This window comes from Proteiniborus sp. (assembly GCF_040308045.1).
Lineage (GTDB): Bacteria > Bacillota > Clostridia > Tissierellales > Proteiniboraceae > Proteiniborus.
The window spans coordinates 15,742-42,313 of the sequence record NZ_JAWRHZ010000055.1 but is presented as its reverse complement, the minus strand read 5'-3'; the positions used below and the strand labels follow the sequence as shown (position 1 = coordinate 42,313).

29 protein-coding genes are annotated in these 26,572 nt (G+C 30.7%); all 29 read right to left on the bottom strand.

The features are described 5' to 3' along the window. Window positions 1–94: 94 nt before the first annotated feature. A complete protein-coding gene (locus ABV008_RS11030) occupies window positions 95–808 on the bottom strand; it encodes a zinc ribbon domain-containing protein (protein WP_352419874.1) in 714 nt (237 codons plus the stop codon). A gap of 40 nt (window positions 809–848) precedes the next feature. Next, window positions 849–1,955 carry a Nif3-like dinuclear metal center hexameric protein gene (locus ABV008_RS11025; protein WP_352419873.1) on the bottom strand — a complete coding sequence of 369 codons (1,107 nt, stop codon included), beginning with the start codon at window positions 1,953–1,955 and terminating at the stop codon, window positions 849–851. Then, complete coding sequence (locus ABV008_RS11020) at window positions 1,949–2,641, bottom strand: tRNA (adenine(22)-N(1))-methyltransferase (protein ID WP_352419872.1); 693 nt, start codon at window positions 2,639–2,641, stop codon at window positions 1,949–1,951. The genes ABV008_RS11025 and ABV008_RS11020 overlap by 7 nt, the downstream gene beginning before the upstream one ends. 25 nt (window positions 2,642–2,666) lie before the next feature. After that, the gene (locus ABV008_RS11015; protein ID WP_352419871.1) at window positions 2,667–3,380 is read right to left on the bottom strand and encodes an HAD family hydrolase; all 714 of its coding nucleotides are present in this window, start codon (window positions 3,378–3,380) and stop codon (window positions 2,667–2,669) included. An 83-nt stretch (window positions 3,381–3,463) separates the two neighbouring features. Beyond that, window positions 3,464–4,573 (bottom strand): RNA polymerase sigma factor RpoD, encoded by a 1,110-nt coding sequence (gene rpoD / locus ABV008_RS11010; protein ID WP_352419870.1) that lies wholly within the window; start codon window positions 4,571–4,573, stop codon window positions 3,464–3,466. A gap of 25 nt (window positions 4,574–4,598) precedes the next feature. Then, window positions 4,599–6,431, bottom strand: coding sequence for a DNA primase (gene dnaG / locus ABV008_RS11005; protein ID WP_352419869.1), 1,833 nt, complete (start codon window positions 6,429–6,431; stop codon window positions 4,599–4,601). A 246-nt stretch (window positions 6,432–6,677) separates the two neighbouring features. Continuing rightward, the gene (locus tag ABV008_RS11000) at window positions 6,678–7,691 is read right to left on the bottom strand and encodes a deoxyguanosinetriphosphate triphosphohydrolase (protein ID WP_352419868.1); all 1,014 of its coding nucleotides are present in this window, start codon (window positions 7,689–7,691) and stop codon (window positions 6,678–6,680) included. Between the two features lie 189 nt (window positions 7,692–7,880). Then, window positions 7,881–8,696 carry a pyruvate, water dikinase regulatory protein gene (locus ABV008_RS10995; protein ID WP_352419867.1) on the bottom strand — a complete coding sequence of 272 codons (816 nt, stop codon included), beginning with the start codon at window positions 8,694–8,696 and terminating at the stop codon, window positions 7,881–7,883. A 10-nt stretch (window positions 8,697–8,706) separates the two neighbouring features. Continuing rightward, a complete protein-coding gene (gene ccpN / locus ABV008_RS10990) occupies window positions 8,707–9,348 on the bottom strand; it encodes a transcriptional regulator CcpN (protein ID WP_352419866.1) in 642 nt (213 codons plus the stop codon). A gap of 125 nt (window positions 9,349–9,473) precedes the next feature. Then, window positions 9,474–10,865 (bottom strand): glycine--tRNA ligase, encoded by a 1,392-nt coding sequence (locus ABV008_RS10985; RefSeq protein ID WP_352419865.1) that lies wholly within the window; start codon window positions 10,863–10,865, stop codon window positions 9,474–9,476. 264 nt (window positions 10,866–11,129) lie between these two features. After that, on the bottom strand, window positions 11,130–11,624 hold the full coding sequence (locus tag ABV008_RS10980; RefSeq protein ID WP_352419864.1) for a DUF4342 domain-containing protein: 495 nt from the start codon (window positions 11,622–11,624) through the stop codon (window positions 11,130–11,132). A gap of 13 nt (window positions 11,625–11,637) precedes the next feature. Continuing rightward, on the bottom strand, window positions 11,638–12,381 hold the full coding sequence (gene recO, locus ABV008_RS10975) for a DNA repair protein RecO (RefSeq protein WP_352419863.1): 744 nt from the start codon (window positions 12,379–12,381) through the stop codon (window positions 11,638–11,640). Window positions 12,382–12,409: 28 nt separating this feature from the next. Next, the gene (locus ABV008_RS10970; RefSeq protein ID WP_352419862.1) at window positions 12,410–12,550 is read right to left on the bottom strand and encodes a YqzL family protein; all 141 of its coding nucleotides are present in this window, start codon (window positions 12,548–12,550) and stop codon (window positions 12,410–12,412) included. A 111-nt stretch (window positions 12,551–12,661) separates the two neighbouring features. Beyond that, window positions 12,662–13,549 carry a GTPase Era gene (gene era, locus ABV008_RS10965; protein ID WP_352419861.1) on the bottom strand — a complete coding sequence of 296 codons (888 nt, stop codon included), beginning with the start codon at window positions 13,547–13,549 and terminating at the stop codon, window positions 12,662–12,664. A gap of 10 nt (window positions 13,550–13,559) precedes the next feature. Beyond that, the gene (locus ABV008_RS10960) at window positions 13,560–13,955 is read right to left on the bottom strand and encodes a cytidine deaminase (RefSeq protein ID WP_352419860.1); all 396 of its coding nucleotides are present in this window, start codon (window positions 13,953–13,955) and stop codon (window positions 13,560–13,562) included. A 14-nt stretch (window positions 13,956–13,969) separates the two neighbouring features. Beyond that, entirely contained in the window at window positions 13,970–15,055 is a 1,086-nt protein-coding gene (locus ABV008_RS10955; RefSeq protein WP_352419859.1) for a DUF3048 domain-containing protein, read from the bottom strand. Between the two features lie 36 nt (window positions 15,056–15,091). Further along, window positions 15,092–16,366, bottom strand: a complete 1,275-nt coding sequence (locus ABV008_RS10950; protein ID WP_352419858.1) for a hemolysin family protein — start codon at window positions 16,364–16,366, stop codon at window positions 15,092–15,094. Between the two features lie 15 nt (window positions 16,367–16,381). Next, on the bottom strand, window positions 16,382–17,080 hold the full coding sequence (locus ABV008_RS10945) for a diacylglycerol kinase (protein ID WP_352419857.1): 699 nt from the start codon (window positions 17,078–17,080) through the stop codon (window positions 16,382–16,384). A 20-nt stretch (window positions 17,081–17,100) separates the two neighbouring features. Beyond that, the gene (gene ybeY / locus ABV008_RS10940) at window positions 17,101–17,556 is read right to left on the bottom strand and encodes an rRNA maturation RNase YbeY (protein ID WP_352419856.1); all 456 of its coding nucleotides are present in this window, start codon (window positions 17,554–17,556) and stop codon (window positions 17,101–17,103) included. After that, window positions 17,557–19,653 carry an HD family phosphohydrolase gene (locus tag ABV008_RS10935; protein WP_352419855.1) on the bottom strand — a complete coding sequence of 699 codons (2,097 nt, stop codon included), beginning with the start codon at window positions 19,651–19,653 and terminating at the stop codon, window positions 17,557–17,559. A 22-nt stretch (window positions 19,654–19,675) separates the two neighbouring features. Further along, window positions 19,676–20,656, bottom strand: a complete 981-nt coding sequence (locus tag ABV008_RS10930; protein WP_352419854.1) for a PhoH family protein — start codon at window positions 20,654–20,656, stop codon at window positions 19,676–19,678. Window positions 20,657–20,658: 2 nt separating this feature from the next. Beyond that, complete coding sequence (gene yqfD / locus ABV008_RS10925; protein WP_352419853.1) at window positions 20,659–21,864, bottom strand: sporulation protein YqfD; 1,206 nt, start codon at window positions 21,862–21,864, stop codon at window positions 20,659–20,661. Between the two features lie 15 nt (window positions 21,865–21,879). After that, complete coding sequence (gene yqfC / locus ABV008_RS10920; protein WP_352419852.1) at window positions 21,880–22,155, bottom strand: sporulation protein YqfC; 276 nt, start codon at window positions 22,153–22,155, stop codon at window positions 21,880–21,882. A 122-nt stretch (window positions 22,156–22,277) separates the two neighbouring features. Next, window positions 22,278–22,721 (bottom strand): GatB/YqeY domain-containing protein, encoded by a 444-nt coding sequence (locus ABV008_RS10915; RefSeq protein ID WP_352419851.1) that lies wholly within the window; start codon window positions 22,719–22,721, stop codon window positions 22,278–22,280. Between the two features lie 12 nt (window positions 22,722–22,733). Continuing rightward, window positions 22,734–22,916, bottom strand: a complete 183-nt coding sequence (gene rpsU / locus ABV008_RS10910; RefSeq protein ID WP_285621211.1) for a 30S ribosomal protein S21 — start codon at window positions 22,914–22,916, stop codon at window positions 22,734–22,736. Between the two features lie 113 nt (window positions 22,917–23,029). Then, entirely contained in the window at window positions 23,030–23,374 is a 345-nt protein-coding gene (locus tag ABV008_RS10905) for a histidine triad nucleotide-binding protein (RefSeq protein ID WP_352419850.1), read from the bottom strand. 78 nt (window positions 23,375–23,452) lie between these two features. Continuing rightward, window positions 23,453–24,760 (bottom strand): tRNA (N(6)-L-threonylcarbamoyladenosine(37)-C(2))-methylthiotransferase MtaB, encoded by a 1,308-nt coding sequence (mtaB, locus tag ABV008_RS10900; protein ID WP_352419849.1) that lies wholly within the window; start codon window positions 24,758–24,760, stop codon window positions 23,453–23,455. Beyond that, window positions 24,757–25,506 (bottom strand): 16S rRNA (uracil(1498)-N(3))-methyltransferase, encoded by a 750-nt coding sequence (locus tag ABV008_RS10895; protein WP_352419848.1) that lies wholly within the window; start codon window positions 25,504–25,506, stop codon window positions 24,757–24,759. The genes mtaB and ABV008_RS10895 overlap by 4 nt, the downstream gene beginning before the upstream one ends. Before the next feature lie 4 nt (window positions 25,507–25,510). Beyond that, on the bottom strand, window positions 25,511–26,455 hold the full coding sequence (gene prmA / locus ABV008_RS10890; RefSeq protein ID WP_352419847.1) for a 50S ribosomal protein L11 methyltransferase: 945 nt from the start codon (window positions 26,453–26,455) through the stop codon (window positions 25,511–25,513). Window positions 26,456–26,572: the final 117 nt, after the last annotated feature.

The following is a 26,572-nucleotide window of genomic DNA, read 5'->3' as shown; positions in this document are numbered from 1 at the left end:
CGTTAATATGTCAAATGTAAATAATTGTTATAATTCCAGAATTTTAATAATGTCTTATAAAAACACAAAATGAAAATATATGTTTATTTATATCCTATGATTCCTTATAATATAGTATTCTTCCACAATTATCACAATATGTTATCTCTTCTTTGTTTTTTAATTTTGACATAATATATAAAGGTATAGTCATATGACACCCATTGCATTTACCATCATGTACTTGAGCCAATACTTTTCCTTTGCTTGCTTTTAATGTAAAGTATTTCTTTCTAAGGTCTTCACTTAATCTAGATGATATTTTATTAATTATTACTTTTTCCTTCTTAATTTCCAACTTTAACTGTATTGATGTAGATTTAAATTCATTCATATTATTTTCTATTTCTTCTTTAAGTTTATTATAATTATTTACTACTTCTATTAATTCTTGTCCTAATTTTTCTGTTTCTTCCATTAAGCTTAATGTTTCTTTCTCTAATCTAATAGATTCTTTTTTAATATCCTGTGCTTCTTTATTCATATAGGTCAGCTGTTTTAAATCTGAAACACTACCATTATAAAGTTTCTTTTCCACATCTTTAAGTTTAAGTGTTATTTGCTCCAATTTATTGTTAGATCTTTGTATCTTAAGTTCATTTACTTCTTTTCGAGTCTTTTTATTTGTTACATCATATTCTACCTGCTGAAGCCTAACTATTAAATCATCCATTTTCTTTTCATCTTCGATTTCCTTAAGCTTTTGTATTAGCTGTGCCAATCTCCTATCATGTTGTTGCAAACTCCATAAAAGCTTTAACTGGCTCATCTCAAGACCTCCTTAAGGCTAATAAGTTGTAAAACAATAATTAAATAGTCATAAAAGGAATACTCTTTTCATTATAGCTCATAACGCAGATCTCTTTCGCTAGGATGTCGTCTAAAAAGCTCTTAATATATGGCAGTACTATTTTTTCAGTATAAAAATGACCTGCATCTATTATAGATATGCCTTTTTCCAAAGCAAGCTGCGCATCATGATATTTCACATCTCCTGTAATGTATACGTCAGCTTTGCTAGAATATACATCATTTAAAAAATCAAATCCACTTCCACCACAAATAGCTACCCTCTTAATTATTAAATCAGGATTTCCGTATATTCTTACAGCATCACACTCTAAAACTTTTTTAGCTAAAATAGCAACATCGTATAACGTTTTTTCCTTTTCTAATTCTCCAACTCTACCGTACCCATATTCTTTACCTTTGTTAATAAGACTATATACGTCATATGCAACTTCTTCGTAGGGATGAACTTTAAGCATTGATTGAACTACATTCCTTAAATTCTTTTCACTTACTATAGTTTCGATTCTCTCTTCTTCAACAAATTCTAGCTTATTTGACTCTCCAATATAAGGATTAGCCCCTTCACTAGGAATAAAGGTACCTACCCCTCTTATATTGAAGGTACAATGACTATAATTTCCAATAAACCCTGCGCCACTGTCTACCATAGCATTCCTTACCATAACACTGTGAGAATTTGGAACATAGGTTACTACTTTATAAAACTTTTCTGTATAGTTTTTTGCTAAAATACTCGTATTTATCAGCATAAATTTTCTAGCTAATATTTCGTTGATACCATTTTCTGCAGAATCTAAATTTGTATGGGCACTATATACCATTATATCATTTTTTATTAAATCCGTTATCATTTTACCTTTAATGCTTTCTTGAAAAATGGCTTTGATCGGTGAGAAAAAAAATGGATGATGAGAGATTATCATATCTATAGAATTATCAAGGGCGTATTTTACTGTAAGTGGACTCACATCAAGGGCAACTAAAACTTTCTTAATCTCTTTATCAAGTCTTCCAATCTGTAGACCTGAATTGTCCCAACTTTTTTCAATTAGCTCAGGTGGTGCTATGATATTCATTAACTCTATTACATCTTTAGCTAACATATGTCATTTAACACCTTCTTATATTCTTCGTTTTTATTTTTCAAAGACTCATATCTTTGTTTTCCTTCTATAGTTTCATTATTTTTTAATTTTCTCAATATATTTTCTGTTTTTCTAATTTTATTTTTTAAAAATTCCTTAAGATGCTCGTCTTTATTTTCTACTAATTTTTTCCCAATTTCATAGTATATGTCATTTTCTATTTTGTCCATGCCATGGGTTGCTAGCATTACCTCATATATTTTATTGCCTTCCTTAGCAAGTTTTTCATTAAGAATTCTATAATTATTATTAATTAAATATCTTCTAAGATCTTCTGATGCTACCATAGGTTGAAGTATAAAGTTCTTAATAGTTTGTGTAATGTCTTTCGAGTTCTCTAGTATCTCTGCGATTAAGATACCTCCCATGCCTGCAATAATAACTGTATCTACTTCATTAGGTAACATGCACTTAAGCCCATTTCCTAATCTTGTCTCTATTATTTCTCCATAGGATTCTTTGTCAATATATGATTTAGCATTTTGTAGTGGCCCTTCATTAATATCTGTAGCAATAATTTTGCAAGATATTTCTTCCCTTGCAAGGTAAACAGGAATATATCCATGATCAGTTCCTATATCTGCAACGATTGCGCCTTTAGGAACATAATCTGCAATAGCTTGTAGTCTTGGTGATAGTTTCATACTTCTGCTCCTTTAGAAAGTATTATTATAGATTTGGCAACTTCTTAACAAAACTATAGAAGTCATCCATGCTGCCCCTATAATCAGATTTATATGCTGGTGATTTCCTATCAATTAAACAGTCTTCAACTAAAAATGTTTTTATCCCCAAAACCGATGATACTATGTCTTCTTGTACATCATTTCCTACCATTATTGCATTATCTGGCTTTTTATTTATTAGGGATAGGATTTCTTCATAGTATTCTATATTTGGCTTACAAAAGTGCATGTTTTCATATGTTGTAATTAATTTAAAATCAGTAGTTTTAAGCCCTGCCCAATCTATCCTATGGTAAATTGCTTCTTTGGGAAATAATGGATTAGTTGCAATCACTAAATCGTATCCTTTACTTTTAAGTATTTCAACAGCTTCTTTTACTATAGGATTTTTATTTACAATATCTTTGATGTTAACAAAGTCTTTATTATAAAACTCATCAAAGATCGGGAATAATTTTTCTAGGTCATGATTAACTCTTTTTTGAAAGTCTTCAAAAAAACAATCTTTATTAGTTTTTTCTTTTTCTAAGTTATTCACCATATATTTTGTAGAAGACCAAACTGCCTCTTGCAACTTTTTTGGTTCAAAAATAGATGAGAATTTAATACATAGCTCCTTGAAATACTTTAATGTAAATTCTTCCATATCTAAAGGAAGAAGTGTACCATCTAAATCAAATAATAGTGTATCAATCATACTAGCACCTCATTATATAATTAACAATCATAATTAAAGATTCGCAAAAGCGAATCTTTAAACTCTATTTAAAATAGTTAAGATTATTCTAGAAAATCTTTTAGCTTCTTACTTCTACTAGGATGTCTTAGTTTTCTTAAAGCTTTTGCTTCTATCTGTCTTATCCTTTCTCTTGTAACGTCAAACTCTTTTCCTACTTCTTCAAGAGTTCTAGCCCTTCCATCATCAAGACCAAATCTAAGTCTTAAAACTTTTTGCTCTCTAGGTGTAAGAGTATCTAATACCTCCATTAATTGCTCTTTTAATAATGTAAAAGTAGCTGCCTCCGCAGGAGCCTGTGCATCATCATCTGGAATAAAGTCACCTAAATGACTGTCTTCTTCTTCACCTATAGGAGTTTCTAATGAAACAGGTTCCTGAGCAATTTTCAGTATCTCTCTAACTTTATCCTCATCTAAATTCATCTCTTTAGCTATTTCTTCAGGGGTAGGTTCCCTACCTAAGTCCTGTAACAGCTGTCTTGAAACTCTTATTAGCTTGTTTATGGTCTCTACCATATGAACCGGTATTCTAATGGTCCTCGCTTGGTCTGCAATCGCCCTAGTTATGGCTTGCCTAATCCACCAAGTTGCATATGTGCTAAATTTAAACCCTTTTCTATAGTCAAACTTCTCCACTGCTTTTATCAAGCCAAGATTACCTTCTTGAATAAGATCTAGAAACTGCATCCCTCTACCTACATATCTTTTTGCAATGCTTACTACTAATCTCAAGTTTGCTTCAGCAAGCCTTCTTTTTGCTTCTTCGTCTCCTTGTTCCATTCTTTTTGCTAATTCAGTTTCCTCTTCTGCATCTAATAAAGGAACTTTTCCTATCTCCTTTAGATACATTCTAACTGGATCATCAACACTTATGCCTTTTGGAGGTGATAAATCTTCTTTTTCAACATCTATCTCTTCTTCACCTTCTATATCTTTATCAAGTAAAATATCCTCTTCTTTATCACCTACTATATCAATACCCATGTCTTCAAGATTTTGATAAACTTCATCTATCTGATCAGTATCAAGGTCTAATTCTTCAAGAGTATCCATAATTTCTTTATATGAGAGCATTCCTTGCTTTTTTCCCTTATCAATTAAGCCTTTAACAACACTCATATTCGGTTCTTTTTGTTTTTCAATATTGTTCATTTTAGTCCCCTCCCTTCAGCAAAGACTACTGATGTAGCTTTAGTTCTTTGTCTATTTCGATAATTTCTATACATAGCTCTTTTAGTAATTTTTCAACATCTCCTTTAATCTCTGCCTTATTATTTTCAATCTCGGCTATTTGCTCTTTAATTTCATTTTTTTTGATTTTCAACTCATAATAATTTATCTTTTTTATATAATCATCTACAGCTTTGATTTTTTCTTCATTATTAAAGTTAGAATTAAGGTCAATTGCTTCTTCTAACTTTTTAAGCTCTTCTCCTTCAAAATGAATAGTGATTTTATCCTGGTCAATTTCTTCTTCACTATTGTAGATGTCGTAAATAATTTCAGCAGCTCTTCTGTATACGTGATTAAGAAAATCATCAGGCCTAAATCTATCTTTCACATAACTAAATATTTTTTTGTCTTGGATTATAAAATTTAATAGTTTTTTCTCAGCTATCAAATGTCCTGGTTCTAGGTTGTATTTCACTGGTAAAATATTATATTTATTATTATTCCTATAATTAGTATTAATATACTTGTCCTTAATAATAGAATTGGTCTGTCCTCTTTGTTTTTCTCGTATTTCTTCTTTTATTGCTTCTGTAGAAATATTTGTTTCAAGAGATATTTTATTTATATAAGCATCTAGTTCAATAGGACTCTCAATTTGTTTAAGCATATTAGATACTTCTTTAGTAAAATCTATTTTCCCTTCTAGTGTATTAAGATTATATTTTTTTTTATAAAAAAAGATTTTGAAATCTAAGTAATTATAGGATCTATCAAATAAATCATTAAAATTCTTACTTCCATTTTCTCTTATAAAATCATCTGGATCTTTTCCGCTAGGAAGCATAAGCACTTTAGCAGTTATCTTTTCTTCCTTCATCACATCTAATGCTCTATTAGCTGCGTTTAATCCTGCATTATCTGAATCATAACATATATATATATCATTGCTATATCTCTTTAAAAGTTTAGATTGGTTTGGCGTCAAAGCAGTGCCCAAAGATGCAACACAATAATTTATCCCATATTGGTATAGGGATATGACATCCATGTATCCTTCAACTAGTATTATTTTATTTCTACTATTCTTCTTTGCGGTATTTAATCCATAAAGATTATTTCCTTTTGAAAAAACTGATGTATCAGGTGAATTCAGATACTTTGGTTGCATGTCTCCTATTGTTCTTCCTCCAAAGCCAATAATACGTCCTCTTGTATCTATTATAGGAAACATAATTCTTCCTCTAAATCTATCATAGTATCTGTTACCATCACTGTGTTTAATAATTAGTCCTGCTTTTTCAATTTGCTCTTCAGGATATCCTTTTTTTGATAAAAACGTTAATATTCCATCCCAGTTATTCTGTGAATATCCAAGTCCATATGTTCTTATTGTTTTCGCATTTATTCCTCTACTGTATAAATACTTCAAAGCCATGCTGTCATTTATTAAGTTATCATAATAATATCTTGCTGCTTCCTTATTTATATTGAATATTATTTCTTTTAATTTCTCTTTCTTAAAATCAATATTTTCCTCCTTTTCTACTAGCACGATATTCGCTCTATCCGCCAATAGCTTCAATGATTCGACAAATTCCAAGTTCATATGTTTCATAATAAAAGAAATAGCATCCCCACCTTCACCACATCCAAAGCAATGATACATTTGTTTTGAAGGTGATACAGTAAATGAAGGAGTCTTTTCATTGTGAAATGGACACAATCCTATATAGTTGGAACCTGTGCGTTTCAATGTTATATACTGAGAAATAACGTCTACTATATCGTTACTTTCTCTGATTTCTCTTATAGTATCTTCATTAAAAGTATAAGGCATTTAAACCACCTTTATTTTACTATTCGTCATAAAATTTCATTTTCCTTCTTTAATTATTTAAGTCTATTTTATATATTCTAACATTACTCTAAAATAATACAACAATATCCTGATTAATATTCGACATATTTCTTAGATATCCTTCTTTTATAACCTATAGGAAAGTAGTATTTTCCCTTAGTATAAAATTTCCACAAATGGGTTTTATAAAGACTACCTTAAATCGTGATTCAATATAAACCCTATTTATTTATTCCATGATTTAGGTATAAATATCTGTCTATATAAATTTATAACATATCTATCTGTCATTCCTGCTATATAATCACATATTATATCTTCTTTGCTAAAATTAACATCTTTATAAAATTCTTTGTGTGCCTTAGGTAATTCACTAAAGTTTTCCATATAAAATTTATATAATAGTTTTATTATTCTCTTTGCTTTTTCTTCTTCACTTTTTGCCTTTTTATTTAAATAGACGTTTTGGAACATAAAATCCCTTAGCTTATCTGTATAAAACTTTATTTCCTCACTCATGCTAATTCTATTCTTATCATAACTATTTTCAATGATATCTCTTATCATTGTGTTTATTCTTTCTCTGTGTTTAAGTCCAAGTACCCTTATGCAGTCTCGAGGAATCATGCTTTCTGATATTATATTGGCTCTTAGTGAATCATCAATATCATGATTAATATAGGCAATTCTATCGGCAAATCTAATTATTTGACCTTCTAAAGTAACAGGCATTGTAGCACCAGTATGATTTAATATCCCGTCTCTTACTTCAAAAGTAAGGTTTAGCCCTTTTCTTTCCTCTGAGCTTTCAAGCAAATCTACTACTCTAAGACTTTGCTCATTATGTTTAAATCCATCTTGATGGATTTCGTCTAAAACATTTTCTCCAGTATGTCCAAAAGGTGTATGACCCAAATCATGTCCTAGAGCTATAGCTTCAGTTAAATCTTCATTTAGTCGCAAAGCCCTAGCGATAGTCCTAGAAATTTGGGCTACTTCTAAAGTATGTGTCAATCTAGTTCTATAATGATCTCCCCCAGGTGCTATAAAAACTTGTGTTTTATGTTTAAGCCTTCTAAATGCCTTTGAATGAATTATTCGATCTCTATCTCTCTGGAAATCTGTCCTTATAGAGCATTTCTGTTCTTCAATTAATCTTCCTTTTGAGTTTTTACTTAGGGTCGCATACTTTGATAAAATATTGCCTTCTATCTTTTCTGTTTCTAATCTAATATTCACAAATATGCCTCCTCCCCAAATATTTTCGGTATTTTGATTCTTTCCAATAAAAATAATTTTATTATAATATATATACCACAAATAAATTTATAATCCTTTATTGTATTACAATTAATATAATTTTTTATTATTTTGTAGGCTTAAATTAAAATGAGCATTGCATAAGAATACAATACTCACAGAATTTTACTATATATCATTTGTTATTTTTTTCATTTCTAATATTATTCCTGCTGTTTCTTCAACAGCCTTGGTGGAAACATCAATAATAGGACATCCTAGTTTTTTCATAATTTTATCAGAATATTCTAATTCAACTTTTATCCTATCCATGCTAGCATAATTAGCATTATTACTTAAACCTAATGCCCTTAATCTTTCTTGTCTTATTTCATTTAACTTAAATGGATTTGCTGTCAAGCCAATTATTTTTTTAGGGTCCAACTCAAACAACTCATCTGGCGGTGGTACTTCTGGAACTAATGGAACATTGGCAACTTTCAAATTTTTATGTGCTAAATACATACTGAGAGGTGTTTTGGAAGTTCTAGAAATACCTATTAATACTATATCTGCTTTCTTTATACCTCTTGTATCCTTTCCATCATCATATTTTACTGCGAATTCTATAGCTTCTACCTTTCTAAAATATTGGTCGTCTAATTTTCTTATTATTCCTGCTTCCCTTTTTGGCTCCATGCCAACAACATTCTTAAGAGAATCTAATACAGGGGTTAACAAATCAACAGCTTGTATATTATATTCCTTTGCTTTTTCTAATATATATACTCTAAGTCTTTCTATGACAATAGTAAACACTATCATACATTTTTCATGTTTTGCTTCCTCAAAAATTTCTAGTATTTGTTCTTCTTCTGTGATAAACGGAAATCTTCTTGTCTCATATTTTCCTGAATTAAATTGACTTATGGCTGCTTTTGCAACCTGTTCTCCAGTTTCTCCTATGGAGTCAGATAACACATATATTATAGTATTTTTATTCATTTTCTCCCTCCTAACTGTTATTGTATAGGTCTACAAATATTCTTACAATATTAGTCTTAGAAACCTTTCCAATTACTTTATATCCACTTTTATTATTTTTTTCAACTTCTTCAACTACAGGTAAACTATCAACCTGATGTTCAATAATTTTAATTGCTGCATTTAATACATTTTCGCCTGGTAAAATAGTAATTATATTTGGCATTCGTGTCATAATAACTCCTACAGGAATATTATTTAAATTCATACCGCCTATTGCATTTTTTAGGAAATCCTTTCTAGACACTACACCTGTTAATATTCCATCAGAAGTAACGTAAATTGAGCCTACATCCTCAAGAAACAAAGTAACTATAGCGTCATATACTGTAGTCTGTTCGTCTACTACTATAGGCACTGATTTAATGTCTGAAACGGTCATGTTTTTTATTTGTTCAGAAAAAAAGCTTAATGCTTCCTTTCCACTATAAAAATAACCAACCTTAGGCCTTGCATCAAGTATGCCTGACATTGTTAATATTGCCAAGTCTGGTCTAATAGTCGCACGAGTAAAATTTAATTGTTTTGCTATTTCTTCACTAGTTATTGGCTGATTAGCCCTGACGATATCTATTATTTTCTCCTGTCTTTCTGAGAGCTGTATTTCAATCACCCCTTTAACCCTCGGGTATTATTCTAAAGATATTTTACCAGAACTTATAAAATAAATCCATAGCTATAAGTAGATTAAGTGATTTATAAAATAAATTGGGAGCCAATCCATGGACTCCCAATTCATTAAAAATCTAATTTTTCTTTAATAATTCTTTCTAAATCCTCTATTTTGATTCTTTGTTGTTCCATTGTATCTCTATTTCTTATTGTTACACAATTATCTTCAAGTGAGTCAAAGTCAAAAGTAATACATATTGGAGTACCTATTTCGTCATGTCTTCTATATCTCTTTCCTATACTGCCGGACTCGTCATAGTCAACCATAAAATTCTTTAGGAGTCTATTATATAGTTCAATTGCTGGCTCACTTAATTTTTTTGTAAGTGGAAGCACTGCAGCTTTGAAAGGCGACAATGCAGGATGCAATTTAAGTACTATTCTTTCACTACCATCTTTTAGCTTTTCTTCGTTATAGGCATCTACAAAGAATGCTAGCATAACTCTATCTACTCCCACAGATGGCTCGATACAATATGGAATATATTTTTCATTTGTAACAGGATCAAGGTAACTTAGATCTTGACCAGATACTTTAATATGTTGTTTTAAATCAAAGTCTGTTCTGTCTGCAATACCCCATAATTCTCCCCAGCCAAATGGGAAAAGATATTCAATATCTGTTGTAGCATTACTGTAATGAGAAAGCTCTTCTTTTGCATGATCTCTAAGCCTAATATTTTCAGCAGTCATGTTTAAATTAATTAGCCAGTTATTACAAAATTCTCTCCAGTAATTAAACCATTCAAGATCTTCTCCAGGTTTGCAGAAAAACTCAAGTTCCATTTGCTCAAATTCTCTTGTCCTGAATATGAAGTTTCCAGGAGTTATTTCGTTTCTAAAAGATTTACCAATTTGTCCAATGCCAAATGGCATTTTCTTCCTTGTAGTTCTAGCTATGTTTTTAAAATTAACGAATATACCTTGAGCAGTTTCTGGTCTCAAAAAAATTTCTGATTTAGAATCCTCTGTCACTCCCTGGAAAGTCTTAAACATAAGGTTAAACTGTCTTATTGCTGTATAATCAAATGCACCACATTCAGGACACTTAATATCATTATCTTTTATGTATTTCTCCATCATTTCATTTGACCAGCCATCGACGCTAATCTGTTCATTTCCAGATTTAATAATATAGTCTTCGATAAGCTTATCAGCTCTAAATCTAGCTTTACATTTTTTACAATCCATCAATGGATCACTAAATCCCCCTACATGTCCTGATGCTACCCATACCTGAGGATTCATTAATATGGCAGAATCAAGCCCTACATTATACGCTGACTCTTGAACGAACTTTTTCCACCAAGCTTTTTTTACGTTGTTTTTTAATTCTACTCCTAGAGGACCATAATCCCATGTATTTGCAAGACCTCCATAAATATCAGAGCCTGGGAATATAAATCCTCTAGATTTTGCTAGTGAAACTATCTTCTCCATAGTTTTTTTTGTTTCCATATTTGCTCCTCCTTTTAAGAAATAAAAAAGTAACCTCATCCCTATAGGGACGAAAGGTAACTTCCGCGGTTCCACCCTACTTGATATTCTTGTGAATATCCTCTTAATTTACGCTACTCTAAAGCTCCATTAACTAAGCAATTATATCGGTTTCTCACCATTCCCGACTCTCTTAAATAATTCTTCTTAGTAAACCTCTTTGTCATTGCAGCTATTTTATATCTTCAATTCATAATTTAGCAAAATTATTACATATTGTCAATACTAGCTTTCCGTTTCACTGCTGTCATTAGAGTCTTTTGAAGCTGTATCAGACCTGTCTTCTTTCTTAAATCCTTTTTTTACTTTATCTACTGTTTTTTCAGCCATTTCATTTACATTTATTATTTCTCCATCTTCTTTAGTAATTTCTATACTACATTTTGAAACTAATGCAGCAGTTAATCCCAACGCAGTCACAGGTAAAGCTAATATGGCTCCGATAGCACCTGCTGTAACTGGTAAATTCACAATAGTATCTCCATCTTTCTTTACTACTATTTTTGTCACATTACCCTTTCTCAAAATTTCTCTAAGATTTTCTATTATTATTTCTCCCTTGTTAGACAAATTATCGCTCCAAGTATGTTTGTTTTCTTCAAGGTCAATTAGTGCCTCTAATACATCTCCATTATGTTTCTCTAATACTTCCTTTGCCTCTTTGTAACTAATTCCTGTTCTTTCTCTAATTTTGTCGATTTTCTCTAATGTAATATCCATTTTACTCCTCCTTTCATTTTTCAAGGTTTTTTAGAAATTCTAGAGACTTAAATTTCTTTTTTTCTATATGACTCATAATATAATTTGAAACTATATTTTCAATAATATCAATATCTTTATTTGAAATAACGAGATTCTCAATATCATCTAGTGATATAAAAAGTAATTCTTCAATTTTACTAAGTATCTCTCTAGTTACAACATATCCATAATAACCATGAGATGAACAACTTTCACATATGGCTCCACCGTGTTCATTACTAAATTTTACTGTATTGCCTAAATCACCATTGCATATTACACAGCTTCTTATATAAGGTCTATATCCTATAAAGCTTATATATTTCAGTTCAAAGGCTGTAAGAAGCTTTTTATAATCTTTGTTTAACTTTGAAAGAATTCTAATTGTTTTTATGGATAAGTCAAAAAGCTTTATATTTGCAAGTTCTTCTACAGCTCCAGCATCAATTAATTCTATAATATATGTAGCATATGCTAGTTTATATAAATCATCTCTAAGTGCAAAAAAGGATTCTATTATATCAGCTTGGTTAACTTGATAAAGATTTCTTCCTGGGTAAAGTAAAAAGTCACTATAACTAAACATCTGTGTACCTGCTACCAAGCCTCCTTTGGGTCTTCTTGCACCCTTTGCAATAGCCTGAACCTTTCCATTATTTCTTGTGAATATAGTGAGTATTTTATCCCACTCATCATATTTTGTCTGTCTTATTACTAGGCCTTCTGTCTTCAACAACTTAATTCACCTCAGGTCCTAACACTTATTATGCTCTTTTTTCTTCTTTAGTAGCATTGATTATACTAATATCCTTTTTCTCTATTGTATAGCTACAATTTCTATAATACAAGTAAGCATTAATATTACCTGTAGTTTCAAATATTTTCCACATTTTATTCATCAACATTTTTTTGCCCTCCTTAAGTGATCATGTGTAATTAGTTTATTACTATGTGATTATTTAATTCAATACAATTTGTGCTATTATAGTTAAAATGAACAAAATGTGATATATATTTTACTTGTACCCGAAATATTTAATTTGCTTTTCCTTTTCTCTCCAGTTCTTTTCTACCTTTACCCAAAGTTCAAGATATATTTGACTCCCTAATAGAGCTTCTATGTCTTGCCTAGCACTTTTCCCGATACCTTTTAGTTTTCTTCCATTTTTCCCAATGATTATTCCTTTATGCGATTCTCTTTCACAATATATTGTAGCATTGACATCAATAATATCCTTATCTTCTCTCTTCCTCATCAAATCTATTCCTACTGCAATTCCGTGAGGAACTTCGTCATCAAGATAGTGAAGCGCTTTTTCCCTAATAATCTCAGATACTATTTGCCTTTCGGGTTGATCAGTAATCATATCGGCAGGAAAATATTGTGGTCCTTCAGGAAGTAACTTTAATATCGCCTTAATTAGAGAATCTACACCCTTACCTTTTATAGCAGATAGAGGAATAATTTCTTTAAATATATTTAATTCCTTATAGTTATTTTTAATAATATCTACTTCTTCAAGCTTTAACTTATCAATCTTATTAATTACTAATATTTTGTCTGTCTTAATACTTTTTAATTCTTCTAGTATAAACTTATCTCCAGGTCCCATTATGAGGCTTTCGTCTACAAGCAATAATATTACATCAACTTCAGCTAATGTCTCCCTTGATACGTTAACCATATATTCACCTAGTTTATTCTTAGGTTTATGTATCCCAGGTGTATCAATAAAGATAATTTGAAACCCGTCTTCAGTATATATACATTGAATTCTATTTCTTGTTGTCTGAGGCTTATCTGATACTATTGCCATTTTTTCGCCTATTATGTGATTTAATAGTGTAGATTTTCCTACATTTGGTCTGCCAATTATAGTTACAAATCCTGATTTATATTTCATTATTTCACTCCTAATTATCAAGTTCTTCTGGTCCAAAGCTGTGTGGTAGCAAATCTTCTAGTTTAAATACTTTATATTCATCTTCATTTTTAGCTATTATTATTGTAGCATCCTTACCAAATTCCCTAATTACTTGCCTACACACACCGCAAGGAAATGTATATTGCTGAAGGTTACCTACTATTGCTATTGCTTCTATTTCTCTATCTCCTTCTGAAACTGCTTTTGAAATTGCAGTTCTTTCTGCACAAATTGTAGGTGTAAAAGAAACGGATTCAATATTGCAGCCGGTATAGATATTACCACTTTTCGAAAGCAATGCCGCACCTACCTTAAAGCCTGAGTAGGGTACATAAGCTTTTTCTCTAGCTTTTAATGCTTTACAAATTAATTCTTTAACATCCATTATGAATCACCCCATTATTTAATTTCAATGTCTGGATCCGGTTTTACAAACTGTATCCAAGTAGTTCCTGGATTTAATTTAATTTCATTACCTTTTTCATCAAAAAACTTAGTTTTATCATCTAGGGATTTTTTCTCCCAAGTTATATTTTGATACTTGCCATTTGTAAAATAAAGACCTTTACCTTGTCCTACTACTTGTATTTCCATTCTTCCTTCACTATCTATTATCTTTGTCTTTGCTTCTTGTACAATAATATTTTTTGCCAATACCGGTTTTTCGTCAGCTTCATCTATATGTAGCTTTCCGTCCTTATATCTTTTGTATACCTTACTCTCAGAGTCATATTCATATTTTGTTGTGTTATTTGGATAATATTTTATTAATACTTCTATTGCTTGTGTACCTTCTATTTCAATATCCTTTTCATTAAAGTGAAAACCTTTGACATTTGCTGTCTCCTTATATTTAAGTCTCTTTTGCTCTTTTCTTATTCCCTCCATACTTATATACATATTGTTTGGCGCTCGTTTACCAGATTTAGTATTTCTCCAAAAAACACCACTATATAGTCCATCAATATCTGCAATTTTGTATTTTTTTACATTTGCCTTTGCTGTTTCGCTACCTCCAACCCTTACATATAAAGGATCATATTCAAGCAAGGTCTCTATAAAATATGGTCTCGCACTTCTAACGGGTCCAATAAGGTCAGGTTCATTTAATAAGAAAATACCCATGTATCTAGTATAAGGAGGCTCTACTAAGAACTCATATACTATTTCAGCTTGACTAAGTCCTGCCTGCCATCTAGCTTTAGGGTCATTGTCAAACATTACTGCTACTGGTCTTCTATTAACTTTGTCTTCTTCTTCAAATATACCACTTAATGGTGAAGGTATACCATTAGACAAAACTATTTGGATGTCATCTTCATTTTCTGTTTCATCTGTTTCTTCCTGCTTTACTTGACTATTATTAGAAATTTCTTTTTCATCAATATCTGGATTATTTGTAGTTTTATCTTTATTTCTGCAAGCAGTTACGCTAGTAAGTATTAATAGTATAATTAAAACATTTATAGATATTTTTTTTAACATATGTATTCCCCCTTATGCACTTTTCAATTAATCTAATTACTGTTCTATTTTTTTTATCTCAATACTTAATATTCTTCTATTATCAAGTTCCATTACAGTCATTTGAAGATTTTCATAAGTAACCATGTCTCCTTGCACAGGTACTCTACCCAAAGTACCGAATACAAATCCTCCTAAAGAATCAAAATCTCCTTCAGGAAGATTAGTTTCAAAAATTTCATTTATTTCTTCTAAAGAAACATCTGCCTTTACTAAATATATGTTTTCATTTATTTTTTCAATTAAATCCACTTCATTATCATATTCGTCTAATATATCTCCTACTATCTCTTCTAATATGTCTTCTATTGTAACAAGTCCCTCTGTTCCTCCATATTCATCTAGAACAATAGCCATATGTACCTTTTCCTGCTGTAATTCTCTCAACAATTGATTAACCTTTTTTGTTTCAGGAATATAATAAGCCGCTCTCATAAGATTAGCAATGCTTTTTTCGTCAAATCTTTGGTCTTTTGTAGATACAAATGGCAACATGTCTTTTGCATATAAGATGCCTACAATGTTATCAATTGTATCTTTAAATACTGGAATTCTTGAATGACCATATGTAATTATTAGATCTAAAGCTTCTCTTAAAGTAGCTTCCTCTGAAACTGCAACAATATCAATCCTAGGTACCATAACTTCAGTAACATCAATATCATTTATTTCAAATATTCCTTCTATCATTTCCTTCTCTTGATGTTTAATAGTGCCTTCCTCTTCTCCTACATCTACCAAGGACCTAATTTCTTCTTCAGTTACAAAAGGTGTATTAGTTACTATTTCTCCACCTAAAAACTTAATTATTACGTTTGTAATTCTAGTTAATATAAAAAGAATAGGTTTAAAAATAGTTGCTAATAATTCTAATGGTTTTGCAACCTTTACAGCAACCTTAACTGGGTTTTGTGCTGCAAAAGATTTCGGGGTTATTTCCCCAATAATCAATATTAGAATAGTCATTATTGCAGTTGCTATAAGTGTGGAATTCTTGCCACTGATAGGTAACTGCAAAATAAGTTCAGTCAAAACTGCAGTTGCAGCAATATTAACAATATTATTTCCAATAAGTATAGTAGCAATAATGTCATTTGTTTTTCTCTTCATGCTTTTCAAAATTTCTGCAGATTCTTCATCTTCTTCTTTAAGCTGGCGTATTTTAGCTATAGTAATAGAAGTTATAGCAGTTTCTGAACTAGAAAAAAGTGAAGAAAAAAGCAATAATATAAATACTATTGCAATCCGTATATACGTACTAGATTCAGTCAAAATCATTCCTCCATTCTAACCGACAAGCTTAAAAATAAGTACAGTGATTAGTATTCCTAATAATGTACCAGCAAATACTTCGATCAAGGTATGTATTTTATTTTCTAAACGGCTTTCTGCTACAAGTAATGCTATTAAATAACCAAGACTTCCCAAAAAAACACTTTCTGAAATAAACATTATGGCAGTAGCTGCAGAAAAGGCTAGTGCTGAATGTCCGCTAATAGTGCCTCCTTTAAAAGGTGTACCTGTATTAGTTTTTGCTTTAATTACTATGGTTAGTATTATAACTAATATAATACCAATAAATGTTAAGTGAATATTAGAGTTTTTTATTTTATATATCATCTTTTCTGCGAAAGGATTAACTCTATCAAAGAAAAGAAGGTAAGCAACAATTATAGCATTAATTGCAGCGATTAATACAGCACCTGCAGCTACATTTTTCGAAATTTCTGCAAGAATATTATACTCTTGAGTAAATAAATCTATTGCCTTTTCTATTGCAGTGTTAATCATTTCTGCAACTATTACTAATGCTATTGTAAAGAATAACATTAATAGCTCTATTCTAGTAAAATTTAAAAAAAGACTCAGAAATAGCACTAAAATTGCAGCTATATAGTGTATTCTCATATTTCTTTGAGTTTTCAGAGTATATATAATTCCAGATACGGCATAGTTAAAACTATCGATTAATTTTCTTACTTTCACATTAAAACACCTATCTATACTTAATTTCTAAAAATACCTAAAGACAGCATAACTTCCTTCTCTTTATGTCTCATCGTTTTTTTATCATCTTCATTCATGTGATCATATCCCAATAGATGAAACATACTATGAGCTGTAAGGTATGCAATTTCTCTATCTAAAGAATGTCCATATTCTTCAGATTGTCGTTTTGCAGTCTCAGCAGAAATCACAATATCACCTAAAAGAGTGTCCTCTGGAATATCAAATTCATTTTCCTCTAATGGAAAAGATAAAACATCTGTTGATTTATCTACATCTCGGTATTCTCTATTAAGCTCTCTAATCTCTTCATCGTCTACAAATGTCACACTAACTTCATAACCTGTATCTTTATTCTCTATCTTTAAACATTCTAGAACTACCTTTTCAATTAATTCACTAATTGAATCATCAATCTTAACTTTATTTTGAGAATTATCAATTATAACATCCATTTAGTTATCTCCCTTCAACTCAGCTAAATCAAGCTTTGGATACTCGATTCTTTCGTGAAATATTCCTAATAAAACTGTTACAAAAGCATTTGCAATAGTATTCAAATCTTTTAATGTAAGACCACATTCATCTAGCTGTCCATCATTTAACTTATCTTTTATAATCTGTCTAACCAGTCCTTCAATTTTGCCCTTTGAAGGATCAGGCATAGCTCTTGTGGCTGCCTCTACTGAATCAGCTAACATTACTATAGCAGCTTCTTTTGTTTGCGGTTTTGGTCCATCATATCTAAAGCTCTCTGCCTTTACTGTATCTCCATTTTCACTATTTAAGGCTTTATGATAAAAATAGGCTACTAATGTCTGTCCATGATGCTGCTTTATAATATCTCTTATAGCACTAGGAAGCTTATATTTTTGTGCTAATTCGTCTCCATCCTTAGTATGGTTGGTAATAATGAGAGTGCTTAGACTAGGATTTATTTTGTCATGTGGATTCTCGCCATTAAATTGATTTTCTTTAAAAAAGAATGGCCTTTTAAGCTTACCGACATCATGATAATATGCACCAACTCTTGCTATTAATGGATTGCCCCCAACCCCCTCAGCAGCAGCCTCACTTAGATTACCTACTATAATACTGTGATGATAAGTACCAGGTGTTTCTACTAGTAACCTTTTTAGTAGGGGCTGGTTTGGATTAGACAGCTCTAAAAGCTTCAAAGGAGTTAATATATCAAATAAATACTCCCATAAAGGTAAAGAACCTATAGCTAGTATACCACTAAACAGACCACTCAAAGCACCATAAATACTAGTATATAAGATTTCCTTAATTTCTACACCATGAATAAACCCTAAGGCACCTATTGTACATACGTTAACACTGCTTACTAATAACCCCGTTAAAAGAATATTATATCTCTGATGAGTATTAATTATAGCAAAGGTTCCTACTGTTCCTCCAATAAGTAGAACTATCATAGTATTCATATCATTAGCTGTTATTGTAGCAATGAAAATTGAGGTAACCAGATTTGCTAATATGGCTAATTTTGGATTAATTAAAATAGATATAAGCATTGTAGCTATTGCAATTGGCATCAAATACTCTGATATTCTATATATCCCCTTAGAAATTGCTACAGTAGATAAAATAATTATTGCTAATACTACCAGAAGCTTAACATCATAAAAAACTTTTTTATCAAAAATAAATAAATATGATATGATTAAACCCTCTAATATCAAAATAATAGTTAATGTCCCAAAAATCAACTTGTAATCTGGTCCTTCTGTTTCTTTCAATAGTCCAGTTTTCTTTACTAAAGAGTAAATTCTTTCGTCAATAGGTTGTCTTTTTTCTACAATTATCTGACCCTCTTTAATAATAACAGGTGCCACTTGTTCAGCAGCTTCTTTTCTTTTTTGTATAGTAGTTTCCACATCTAAGAATCTATTTGGCTTTATAGTTTTTCCTATAATATTTACTCCTAAAATCTTAGCTTCTTCAGGAAGATGTTCAAGTTCTTCAAAGTTTCTTGCTATACTTTGCTTTTCATACTCTAGCTCTTCTTCTTTAATTCCAATACTCATTACCTGACTTACCATGTCATTTATATTATTTTCAAGTGTTGATATAATATCATCTGTCATGGTTAAGGCTATGTTATAATCCTCTTTACTAAGTCCTATATTAGATTCTTGTTCGAGAATACTTGTCTTATTAGCAAGAGTTTCTTCTTCAATATTTCGAATTTCCTTTAATATAATAAAAAACTTACTAATATCATTTTTTATTTTAACTTGCACAGCAGTTTCAACTCTATGTCTTGGTTCAACATTTTTCATAGCTTCTTGCTTTAATTTTTCTGTAGTTATTTCATCTACTATTTCCTTTGTAGATCTAATATCATCTGGGGCTAAATCTCCTACTTTAATAGTAATTCTTTCAGGAGCCATGCTGCTACCAACAATAAAATACATAAGTACAGTAAATATTAAAGCAAGAAATATTTGCTGTACTAAAGTCTTACCAAAAAAAGACAGAATAGGATTTTTTGATGGTTTGTCCGTTTTTTTCTTAGATGAAATCATGGACTTTCCTCCTAAGATTTATTTAATTACCTGTATCACTCTTTTTTTCAAATTTATCATAGGCTTCAATGATTCGTTGAACAAGTTGATGTCTTACAACATCTTTTTTTGTTAAATACACAATATCAATTCCTTTTATGCCTTTTAATATCTCAGTTACTTGTATTAGGCCTGAGCTTTTACCTTTAGGTAAATCAATTTGTGTAATATCTCCTGTTATAATTGCCTTTGAGCCAAAACCTAATCTTGTGAGAAACATTTTCATTTGTTCATTAGTAGTGTTTTGAGCTTCATCAAGAATGACGAAAGAAGAATCTAAGGTTCTTCCTCTCATATAAGCTAATGGAGCAACTTCGATTAATCCTCTTTCCATATATTTTGCATAAGTCTCTGGTCCAAGTATATCATATAATGCATCATATAACGGTCTTAAGTATGGGTCCACCTTTTCCTGTAAATCTCCAGGAAGAAATCCTAGACTTTCACCTGCTTCAACAGCAGGTCTAGTTAAAATAATTCTGTTTACTTCCTTATTTTTAAATGCTGATATTGCCATTGCCATTGCTAAATAAGTTTTTCCTGTACCAGCAGGTCCTATACCAAATACAATATCATTTTCTTTTATGGTATTCACATAAATCTTTTGCCCAATTGTCTTAGGTTTTATAGTTTTTCCAGAGGCTGTGATACAAATTATCCGATCCAATAATTCTTTTAAAGTATCCTCCTGCCCCTCCAAAACAAGTTGTATAGCATATGTGATTTCCTGCTTAGTCAGTCTTCCTTGTTTTTCTATTATTTTAAGAAGACTATAAATCAATTTTTCAACAAAAGAAGTATAAGGTTCTTCCCCTAAAATTCTAATTTCTCCTTCTCTTGATACAATATCTACATTAAATTCTTTCTCAATCAATTTTATGTTCTCATCGAATTTCCCGAAGAGTTCTGGCTCATAGCCATTTTTATTTATGCTAACTCTTCTTTCTTGTGTCTCTCTTTCCAATATTAATCCTCCTGATTATTTGTAATAGTAATTTTTTCTTTAACTCCAATATCTTCATTTACTTCTAATACTATTTCAGTAATTAAAATATTATCCTCAATACTAAATCTAATATCTTTTGAAATTATTTTTGATTCTTTAGGTATTTTTTTCATTAATTGCTGTGTTCCTTTTACTGAAGAACTCTTTTTTAAGGAATCAATGTCTTGCTTTATTTTAGTCTTTTCAACTTCCTTATACATGTGGTTAACAGTTAATAATGGAAGTTTTATAATTCCTAAATTTCCAATTTTCTTGACTTTATTTTCCTCAACATAATTTTTGAATGGTATTTCCCCATTCATTAGCTGTATTCTTTTATCGCCAATTACTATCTCTCGAGTTGTAAAGATTCTACCAGTTTCCTCATCTATAGACTTTACTATAGGCTCTTCTATTATTTCATTATAACGAGTCTTTGCAAATACATTACCTTCAGAATGAACAAAAAGTGGTGATTCAAGTCTTTCATCTTTTAAAGTTCCACTAATTAAAATTTGGCCTTCTTCTACCACATCACCTTTTCTTACTACTGCTTTCCCATTTTTAACTATTACTTTCTCTATAACAGCCTTTTTAGAAGCAACAATATTACAGGGTGTATCTTCTCTTAATTCTATTTGAACCAAATCTCGTTCTTTAACCTCTACAATCATCTTAGTTCCTCGTATTTCAACATTCGCATATGACAAATCTTGAATTTTAAGTAGCAATGTGTTACTGATATCTTGATTTCTTGCAGTACTTTTCCTTATACCTTCTTTTATATTAATGGATGACAAAACATTCGATATTTCGTCATCTCCTATTCTTACATTTCCAACAATATCTATATTCCATATGAAAGATGTCAAAAAAATGACGAGAACAATTGATAATACAGAACCAATAGCAAGCATTTTCCGATACTTAAACTTATTAAGAAAAAAAGGATATCCCTTCTTCTCTACTATATATACTCTACAGCCTACTTTTTGCACAACATCTCTTAACTCCTTGAAGCCTACCACACTAACTTTCGCTTTTAGAGTAGTATAATCAATTCTTACTATATCCCATAAAATAATATTTTTGGATATAGCCAAATTAATAAACTTTTCTAGAGTTAGTCCTTCAATTTTAATAATAACATATCCACGAAAATAATTCCATATGCGAATGACTAGCAATGTTTCCCCTCCTACTTATGTAAATTCTACAGATTCGATTTCACCAACAATTATTATTTCTTCAGTTACTATAGTCTTTATCACCATGTTTTTTCCCAATACTCTTATAATTCCAGCATTAGTATTTATTCTAATCCTTAAACTGCCATATTCGATGATTCCTTTATGGTTTTCTATATATAACTGTAGATTCCCTATTAAAGTAATCTTAGGAAAATCTAACATGATATCCTTAGGTAGTTCAAGTATTTCTGAAACATTGGACTTTATATCATCAATCTTTTTTTTCACAATAACCCTCCTCATATATAAATCTATGCGGCTTTTAATATTTGTATTCTTAAGGAGGGTATAAATCCTTTAAGCTAGTCATATAATAAGAAAACCTGAACATTTTATGTTCAGGTTTTCATCTATTTTAAATATTGTTTTACAATTTTATTTACCATACTACCATCTGCTCTGCCTTTTATTTTAGGCATTACATTTGACATTATCTTGCCCATATCCCTAACTGAATTAGCTCCTACTTCATTAATAGCTTCTCTTACTATTTCATCAAGTTCAGATTCACTCAGTTGCCGTGGTAAGTACTCTAATAATATATCAATTTCTTTCTCTGTCAACTCCACTAAATCCTGCCTTTGACCTTTTTTAAAGTCTTCAATAGCATCTTTTTTTTGCTTTACCTGTTTTGAGATAACGTCGATAATAGTTTCTTCATCTAGTTCTATTCTTTCGTCAACTTCTTTTTGTTTAATAGCTGCTCTTACCATTGTGACAACATCTTTTCTAATCTTATCCCTGTTCTTCATAGAAGTTTTTAAATCATCCATTAATCTATCTTTAAGGGACATATGTTTCACCTCTTATCTTGTTCTTGAGTTCTTTCTTCTTGCAGCCTCAGATTTCTTTTTACGTCTTACACTTGGTTTTTCATAATGCTCTCTTTTTCTAACTTCTGCTAATACACCAGATCTAGCACATTGTCTTTTAAATCTCTTTAAAGCATTATCTAATGATTCGTTTTCCCCGACTTTGATTTCTGACATTCGTTCTCCCTCCCCTCAACCACTACAACAGGTCTTTACTATACTATATGCAGTAAGTGGAATTCGGCACTAGATTATTATACATTAAATATCAGAATTATGCAACTCTATTTTTAGCCTGGAGGCCATTGTAATTGCCTGCCTCCTAAAAGATGAAAATGTATATGCTCTACTGACTGACCACCAAATTCTCCGCAGTTATTTACTATCCTATACCCTTTCTTGCTCAAACCTTTCTCTTTTGCAATCTTATTTATTACAACAAATATATGACTAATAATATGGGAATTATTTTCATCTATATTGTTTACAGAGGGTATATGCTGTTTTGGTATAATCAAGATATGAGTAGGAGATTGCGGGTTTAAATCATTGAAAGCAACTACTTTGTCATCTTCATAAATCTTACTTGCAGGTATATCACCATTTATTATTTTGCAAAAAATACACTCTGACACCCGATTCACCTCCTTAGATTTGGTTGAAAATATAAAAGTTATATATATTACTATTCAACAAGCTAATAAAAAAATCCTTCATTGAAAAAATATTTTACCAATTAAATTTTCACCTTTTGCTTTCTCAAGTCTTACAGGTAATATTTCGCCTTCTAAGGAAGTGCTACCCTCAGATAAAACCCTTATATAATTTGTAGTATATCCTTCTATAAATCCAGAGTTTAGTTTTGATTCTTCTTCAAACAATACATCTAATGTAGAATCTATAAATCTACTAATAAATTTAGTTGTATTTTCTTCTCCTATCTTGATGAGTTTTTTGCTTCTTTGATGTTTTATCTCACCAGATATCTGATTTTTATGTTTTGCAGCAGGTGTACCTTTTCTAGGTGAGTAAGGAAAAACATGTATTCTTGAAAAACCTATTTCGTTAACAAACTTACATGTTTCTTGAAACTCTTCTTCTGTCTCTCCAGGAAATCCTACGATTATATCAGTGGTAATACCTACATTGGGCATGTATTCTCTTATTAATTGAACTATATTCTTATATTCTTCAGTTGTATATTTTCTATTCATTCTCTTTAGAACAGTATCACTTCCACTCTGTAACGAAAGATGAAAATGATCGCACACCTTTGGAAGCTTAACCAATCTATCCAAAAATTCTTTTGTCATAATTGTAGGCTCTATTGAACTTAACCTAATTCGTTCTATTCCAGAAATCTCGTGAGCCTCTTCAATAACATCTATTAATCTTATTTCTCCAATATCTTTACCATATGATGCTACATGTATACCAGTCAACACAACCTCTTTAAATCCTTTATTAGCAAGCTTTTTTACTTCTCTTATTATATTTTCTAGCTTTCTGCTCCTAATTGGCCCACGCGCATATGGTATGATACAGTATGAACAATATTGATTGCATCCCTCTTGGATTTTTAAAAATGCCCTTGTCTTGCCTTTGATATCATCAATCTCCATCTCTTCGAATTCATGTTGCTTCATAATATCAGTTACAATATTTATTTTTCTTCTATTTTCTTTGACCTGTTGGCTTAACTCTACAATCCTATCTCTATCCTTAGTTCCTATAACTATATCAACTTCTTTTATACTAATTACTTCTTCGGGTGAAGCCTGAGCATAGCAACCTACAACCGCAATAACAGAATCTGGATTTCTATTCTTTGCACGACGAATAAATTGCCTTGACTTCCTATCCCCAAGATTAGTTACTGTACAAGTATTTATTACATAAACATCTGCATTTTCATCTTCTTCCACAATATCATATCCATTATTTTTAAAAAGCTCTGCCATTGCTTCTGTTTCATATTGATTTACTTTACAGCCAAGAGTATGAAAAGCTACTTTTTTCATGAAATCACCCCTAAGTCTCCAAGCTCGTATAATACTATTGCTGATGCTATAAAACCTGCTGTTTCTGTTCTTAGTATCCTTGGACCAAGCGATACAATGTTAGCACCAATGTCTTTTAAAGACTTGATTTCCCAGTCTTCAAATCCACCTTCTGGTCCAATTATTATATTTACTCTCTTATTTTTATTTTTTATTAATACTTCTTTAATTCCGGTCTTTTCTTCATTTTCATAAGGAACTATGACAAATGCATCATTTTTTAATGTCTCAAGCATTTCATCAAAGGTAAGTATTGGGCAAATATCTGGTACTATGCCTCTTTTGCTTTGCTTCGCTGCTTCTTCAGATATTCTATTCCATCGTTCTAGCTTTTTCTCTTCTTTTTTTCTTTCTTGAATCTTAACTACAGTCCTATCTGTTATTACAGGTATAATCTTAACTACTCCAACTTCAGTAGATTTTTGAATAATTACATCCATTTTTGCAGACTTAGGTATACCCTGATATAATATAACTTCAACTGGAGGCTCAGTATTAGACTTATTAGTATCTAATATGTCACAAACTATCTCTTCCTTACAAAGCATTGCAATTTTTGCAATATAATCTGTTTTTTGCCTATCGCATATAGATATTATATCTTCTTCTTTTAGCCTTAAAACATTTTTTATATGTTTAACATCATCGCCAACTATTGTAATCTTATTATCTTTTATATTTTCTTTATCAACAAAAAATCTATGCATATTTTTATTCTTCCCCTAACTTTGATACTACACAAGCCCATTCTCCTAAAGTTATTGTATCTATTATCTCTAATCCTTCTGCTATCATTGCTTCTTTTACAATATCTATTTTTTCATGTATTATACCGGATGTAATAAAAATTCCATTTTTTGATAAAAATTTAGTGATATCTTTAGTTAAAACTACAATTATTTCAGCAATAATATTAGATACAATTATATCTGCCTTTTCATTAACTACATCTAAAAGATTCCCATGCCTAACATCTATAATATTTTTTACATGATTTATCTTAGCATTTTCATTTGATACTTTAATAGCTAATTCATCTAAATCTACAGCAATGACTTTTTCCGCTCCAAGCTTTGCAGCTGCTACAGATAATATTCCACTACCGCATCCTACATCGAAAACAGTCTGTCTTGAATCTATGTATTTTTCCAACTGCCTAATACACATTATTGTGGTTTCATGGGTACCTGTACCAAATGCCATACCTGGATCTAATTCTAATATTATTTCATTATCCTCTTTTTCATAATCTTCCCAAGAAGGTTTTACTACTACTCTATCTCCTATTTTTTTAGGTTTATAGTATTTTTTCCAAGATTCTGCCCAATCTTTTTCATAAACCTCCGAAGTCGTTACCTCTCCTAAACCTTTATCTAAATTGTATTGAGGAATTTTTTCTACATTTTGTTTTATTAATTCAATTTTATCAATTAAATCTTCACTTTCTGGAAAATATGCCTTTACTATAACTCCTTCATATTGTTGCCCAAATAGGCTAGGATCGATATAATCCCAGCTTTCTTCATTATTGGCATACAAAATGATATCATTCGGATCTTCAATAGATAAACCTCCTGCTCCAACCTCATATAATATACTTGAAACAGTCTCCACAGCCTCTGTTGTGGTTTTTACTTGTACCTCGATCCATTTCATATCATTCACATCCCTCATAAATAGTAATCTGTTAAAATAACATTCCTCAAATATTATACCCTATATGTTATAAAAAACACAAAGGTTTATAATACGCATATAATAATCACTCCATTA

Coding starts and splice junctions, on each gene's coding strand:
- ABV008_RS11030 (WP_352419874.1), bottom strand. CDS start 808: ATGAGCCAGTTAAAGCTTTTATGGAGTTTGCAACAACATGATAGGAGA.
- ABV008_RS11025 (WP_352419873.1), bottom strand. CDS start 1,955: ATGTTAGCTAAAGATGTAATAGAGTTAATGAATATCATAGCACCACCT.
- ABV008_RS11020 (WP_352419872.1), bottom strand. CDS start 2,641: ATGAAACTATCACCAAGACTACAAGCTATTGCAGATTATGTTCCTAAA.
- ABV008_RS11015 (WP_352419871.1), bottom strand. CDS start 3,380: ATGATTGATACACTATTATTTGATTTAGATGGTACACTTCTTCCTTTA.
- rpoD (WP_352419870.1), bottom strand. CDS start 4,573: ATGAACAATATTGAAAAACAAAAAGAACCGAATATGAGTGTTGTTAAA.
- dnaG (WP_352419869.1), bottom strand. CDS start 6,431: ATGCCTTATACTTTTAATGAAGATACTATAAGAGAAATCAGAGAAAGT.
- ABV008_RS10995 (WP_352419867.1), bottom strand. CDS start 8,696: ATGAATAAAAATACTATAATATATGTGTTATCTGACTCCATAGGAGAA.
- ABV008_RS10985 (WP_352419865.1), bottom strand. CDS start 10,865: ATGGAAACAAAAAAAACTATGGAGAAGATAGTTTCACTAGCAAAATCT.
- ABV008_RS10980 (WP_352419864.1), bottom strand. CDS start 11,624: ATGGATATTACATTAGAGAAAATCGACAAAATTAGAGAAAGAACAGGA.
- ABV008_RS10970 (WP_352419862.1), bottom strand. CDS start 12,550: ATGTTGATGAATAAAATGTGGAAAATATTTGAAACTACAGGTAATATT.
- era (WP_352419861.1), bottom strand. CDS start 13,549: ATGAAATATAAATCAGGATTTGTAACTATAATTGGCAGACCAAATGTA.
- ABV008_RS10960 (WP_352419860.1), bottom strand. CDS start 13,955: ATGGATGTTAAAGAATTAATTTGTAAAGCATTAAAAGCTAGAGAAAAA.
- ABV008_RS10955 (WP_352419859.1), bottom strand. CDS start 15,055: ATGTTAAAAAAAATATCTATAAATGTTTTAATTATACTATTAATACTT.
- ybeY (WP_352419856.1), bottom strand. CDS start 17,556: ATGGATGTTATAATTGATAATTCTCAAAATAAAGTTAAGATTGATGAT.
- ABV008_RS10935 (WP_352419855.1), bottom strand. CDS start 19,653: ATGATTTCATCTAAGAAAAAAACGGACAAACCATCAAAAAATCCTATT.
- ABV008_RS10915 (WP_352419851.1), bottom strand. CDS start 22,721: ATGTCCCTTAAAGATAGATTAATGGATGATTTAAAAACTTCTATGAAG.
- rpsU (WP_285621211.1), bottom strand. CDS start 22,916: ATGTCAGAAATCAAAGTCGGGGAAAACGAATCATTAGATAATGCTTTA.
- mtaB (WP_352419849.1), bottom strand. CDS start 24,760: ATGAAAAAAGTAGCTTTTCATACTCTTGGCTGTAAAGTAAATCAATAT.
- ABV008_RS10895 (WP_352419848.1), bottom strand. CDS start 25,506: ATGCATAGATTTTTTGTTGATAAAGAAAATATAAAAGATAATAAGATT.
- prmA (WP_352419847.1), bottom strand. CDS start 26,455: ATGAAATGGATCGAGGTACAAGTAAAAACCACAACAGAGGCTGTGGAG.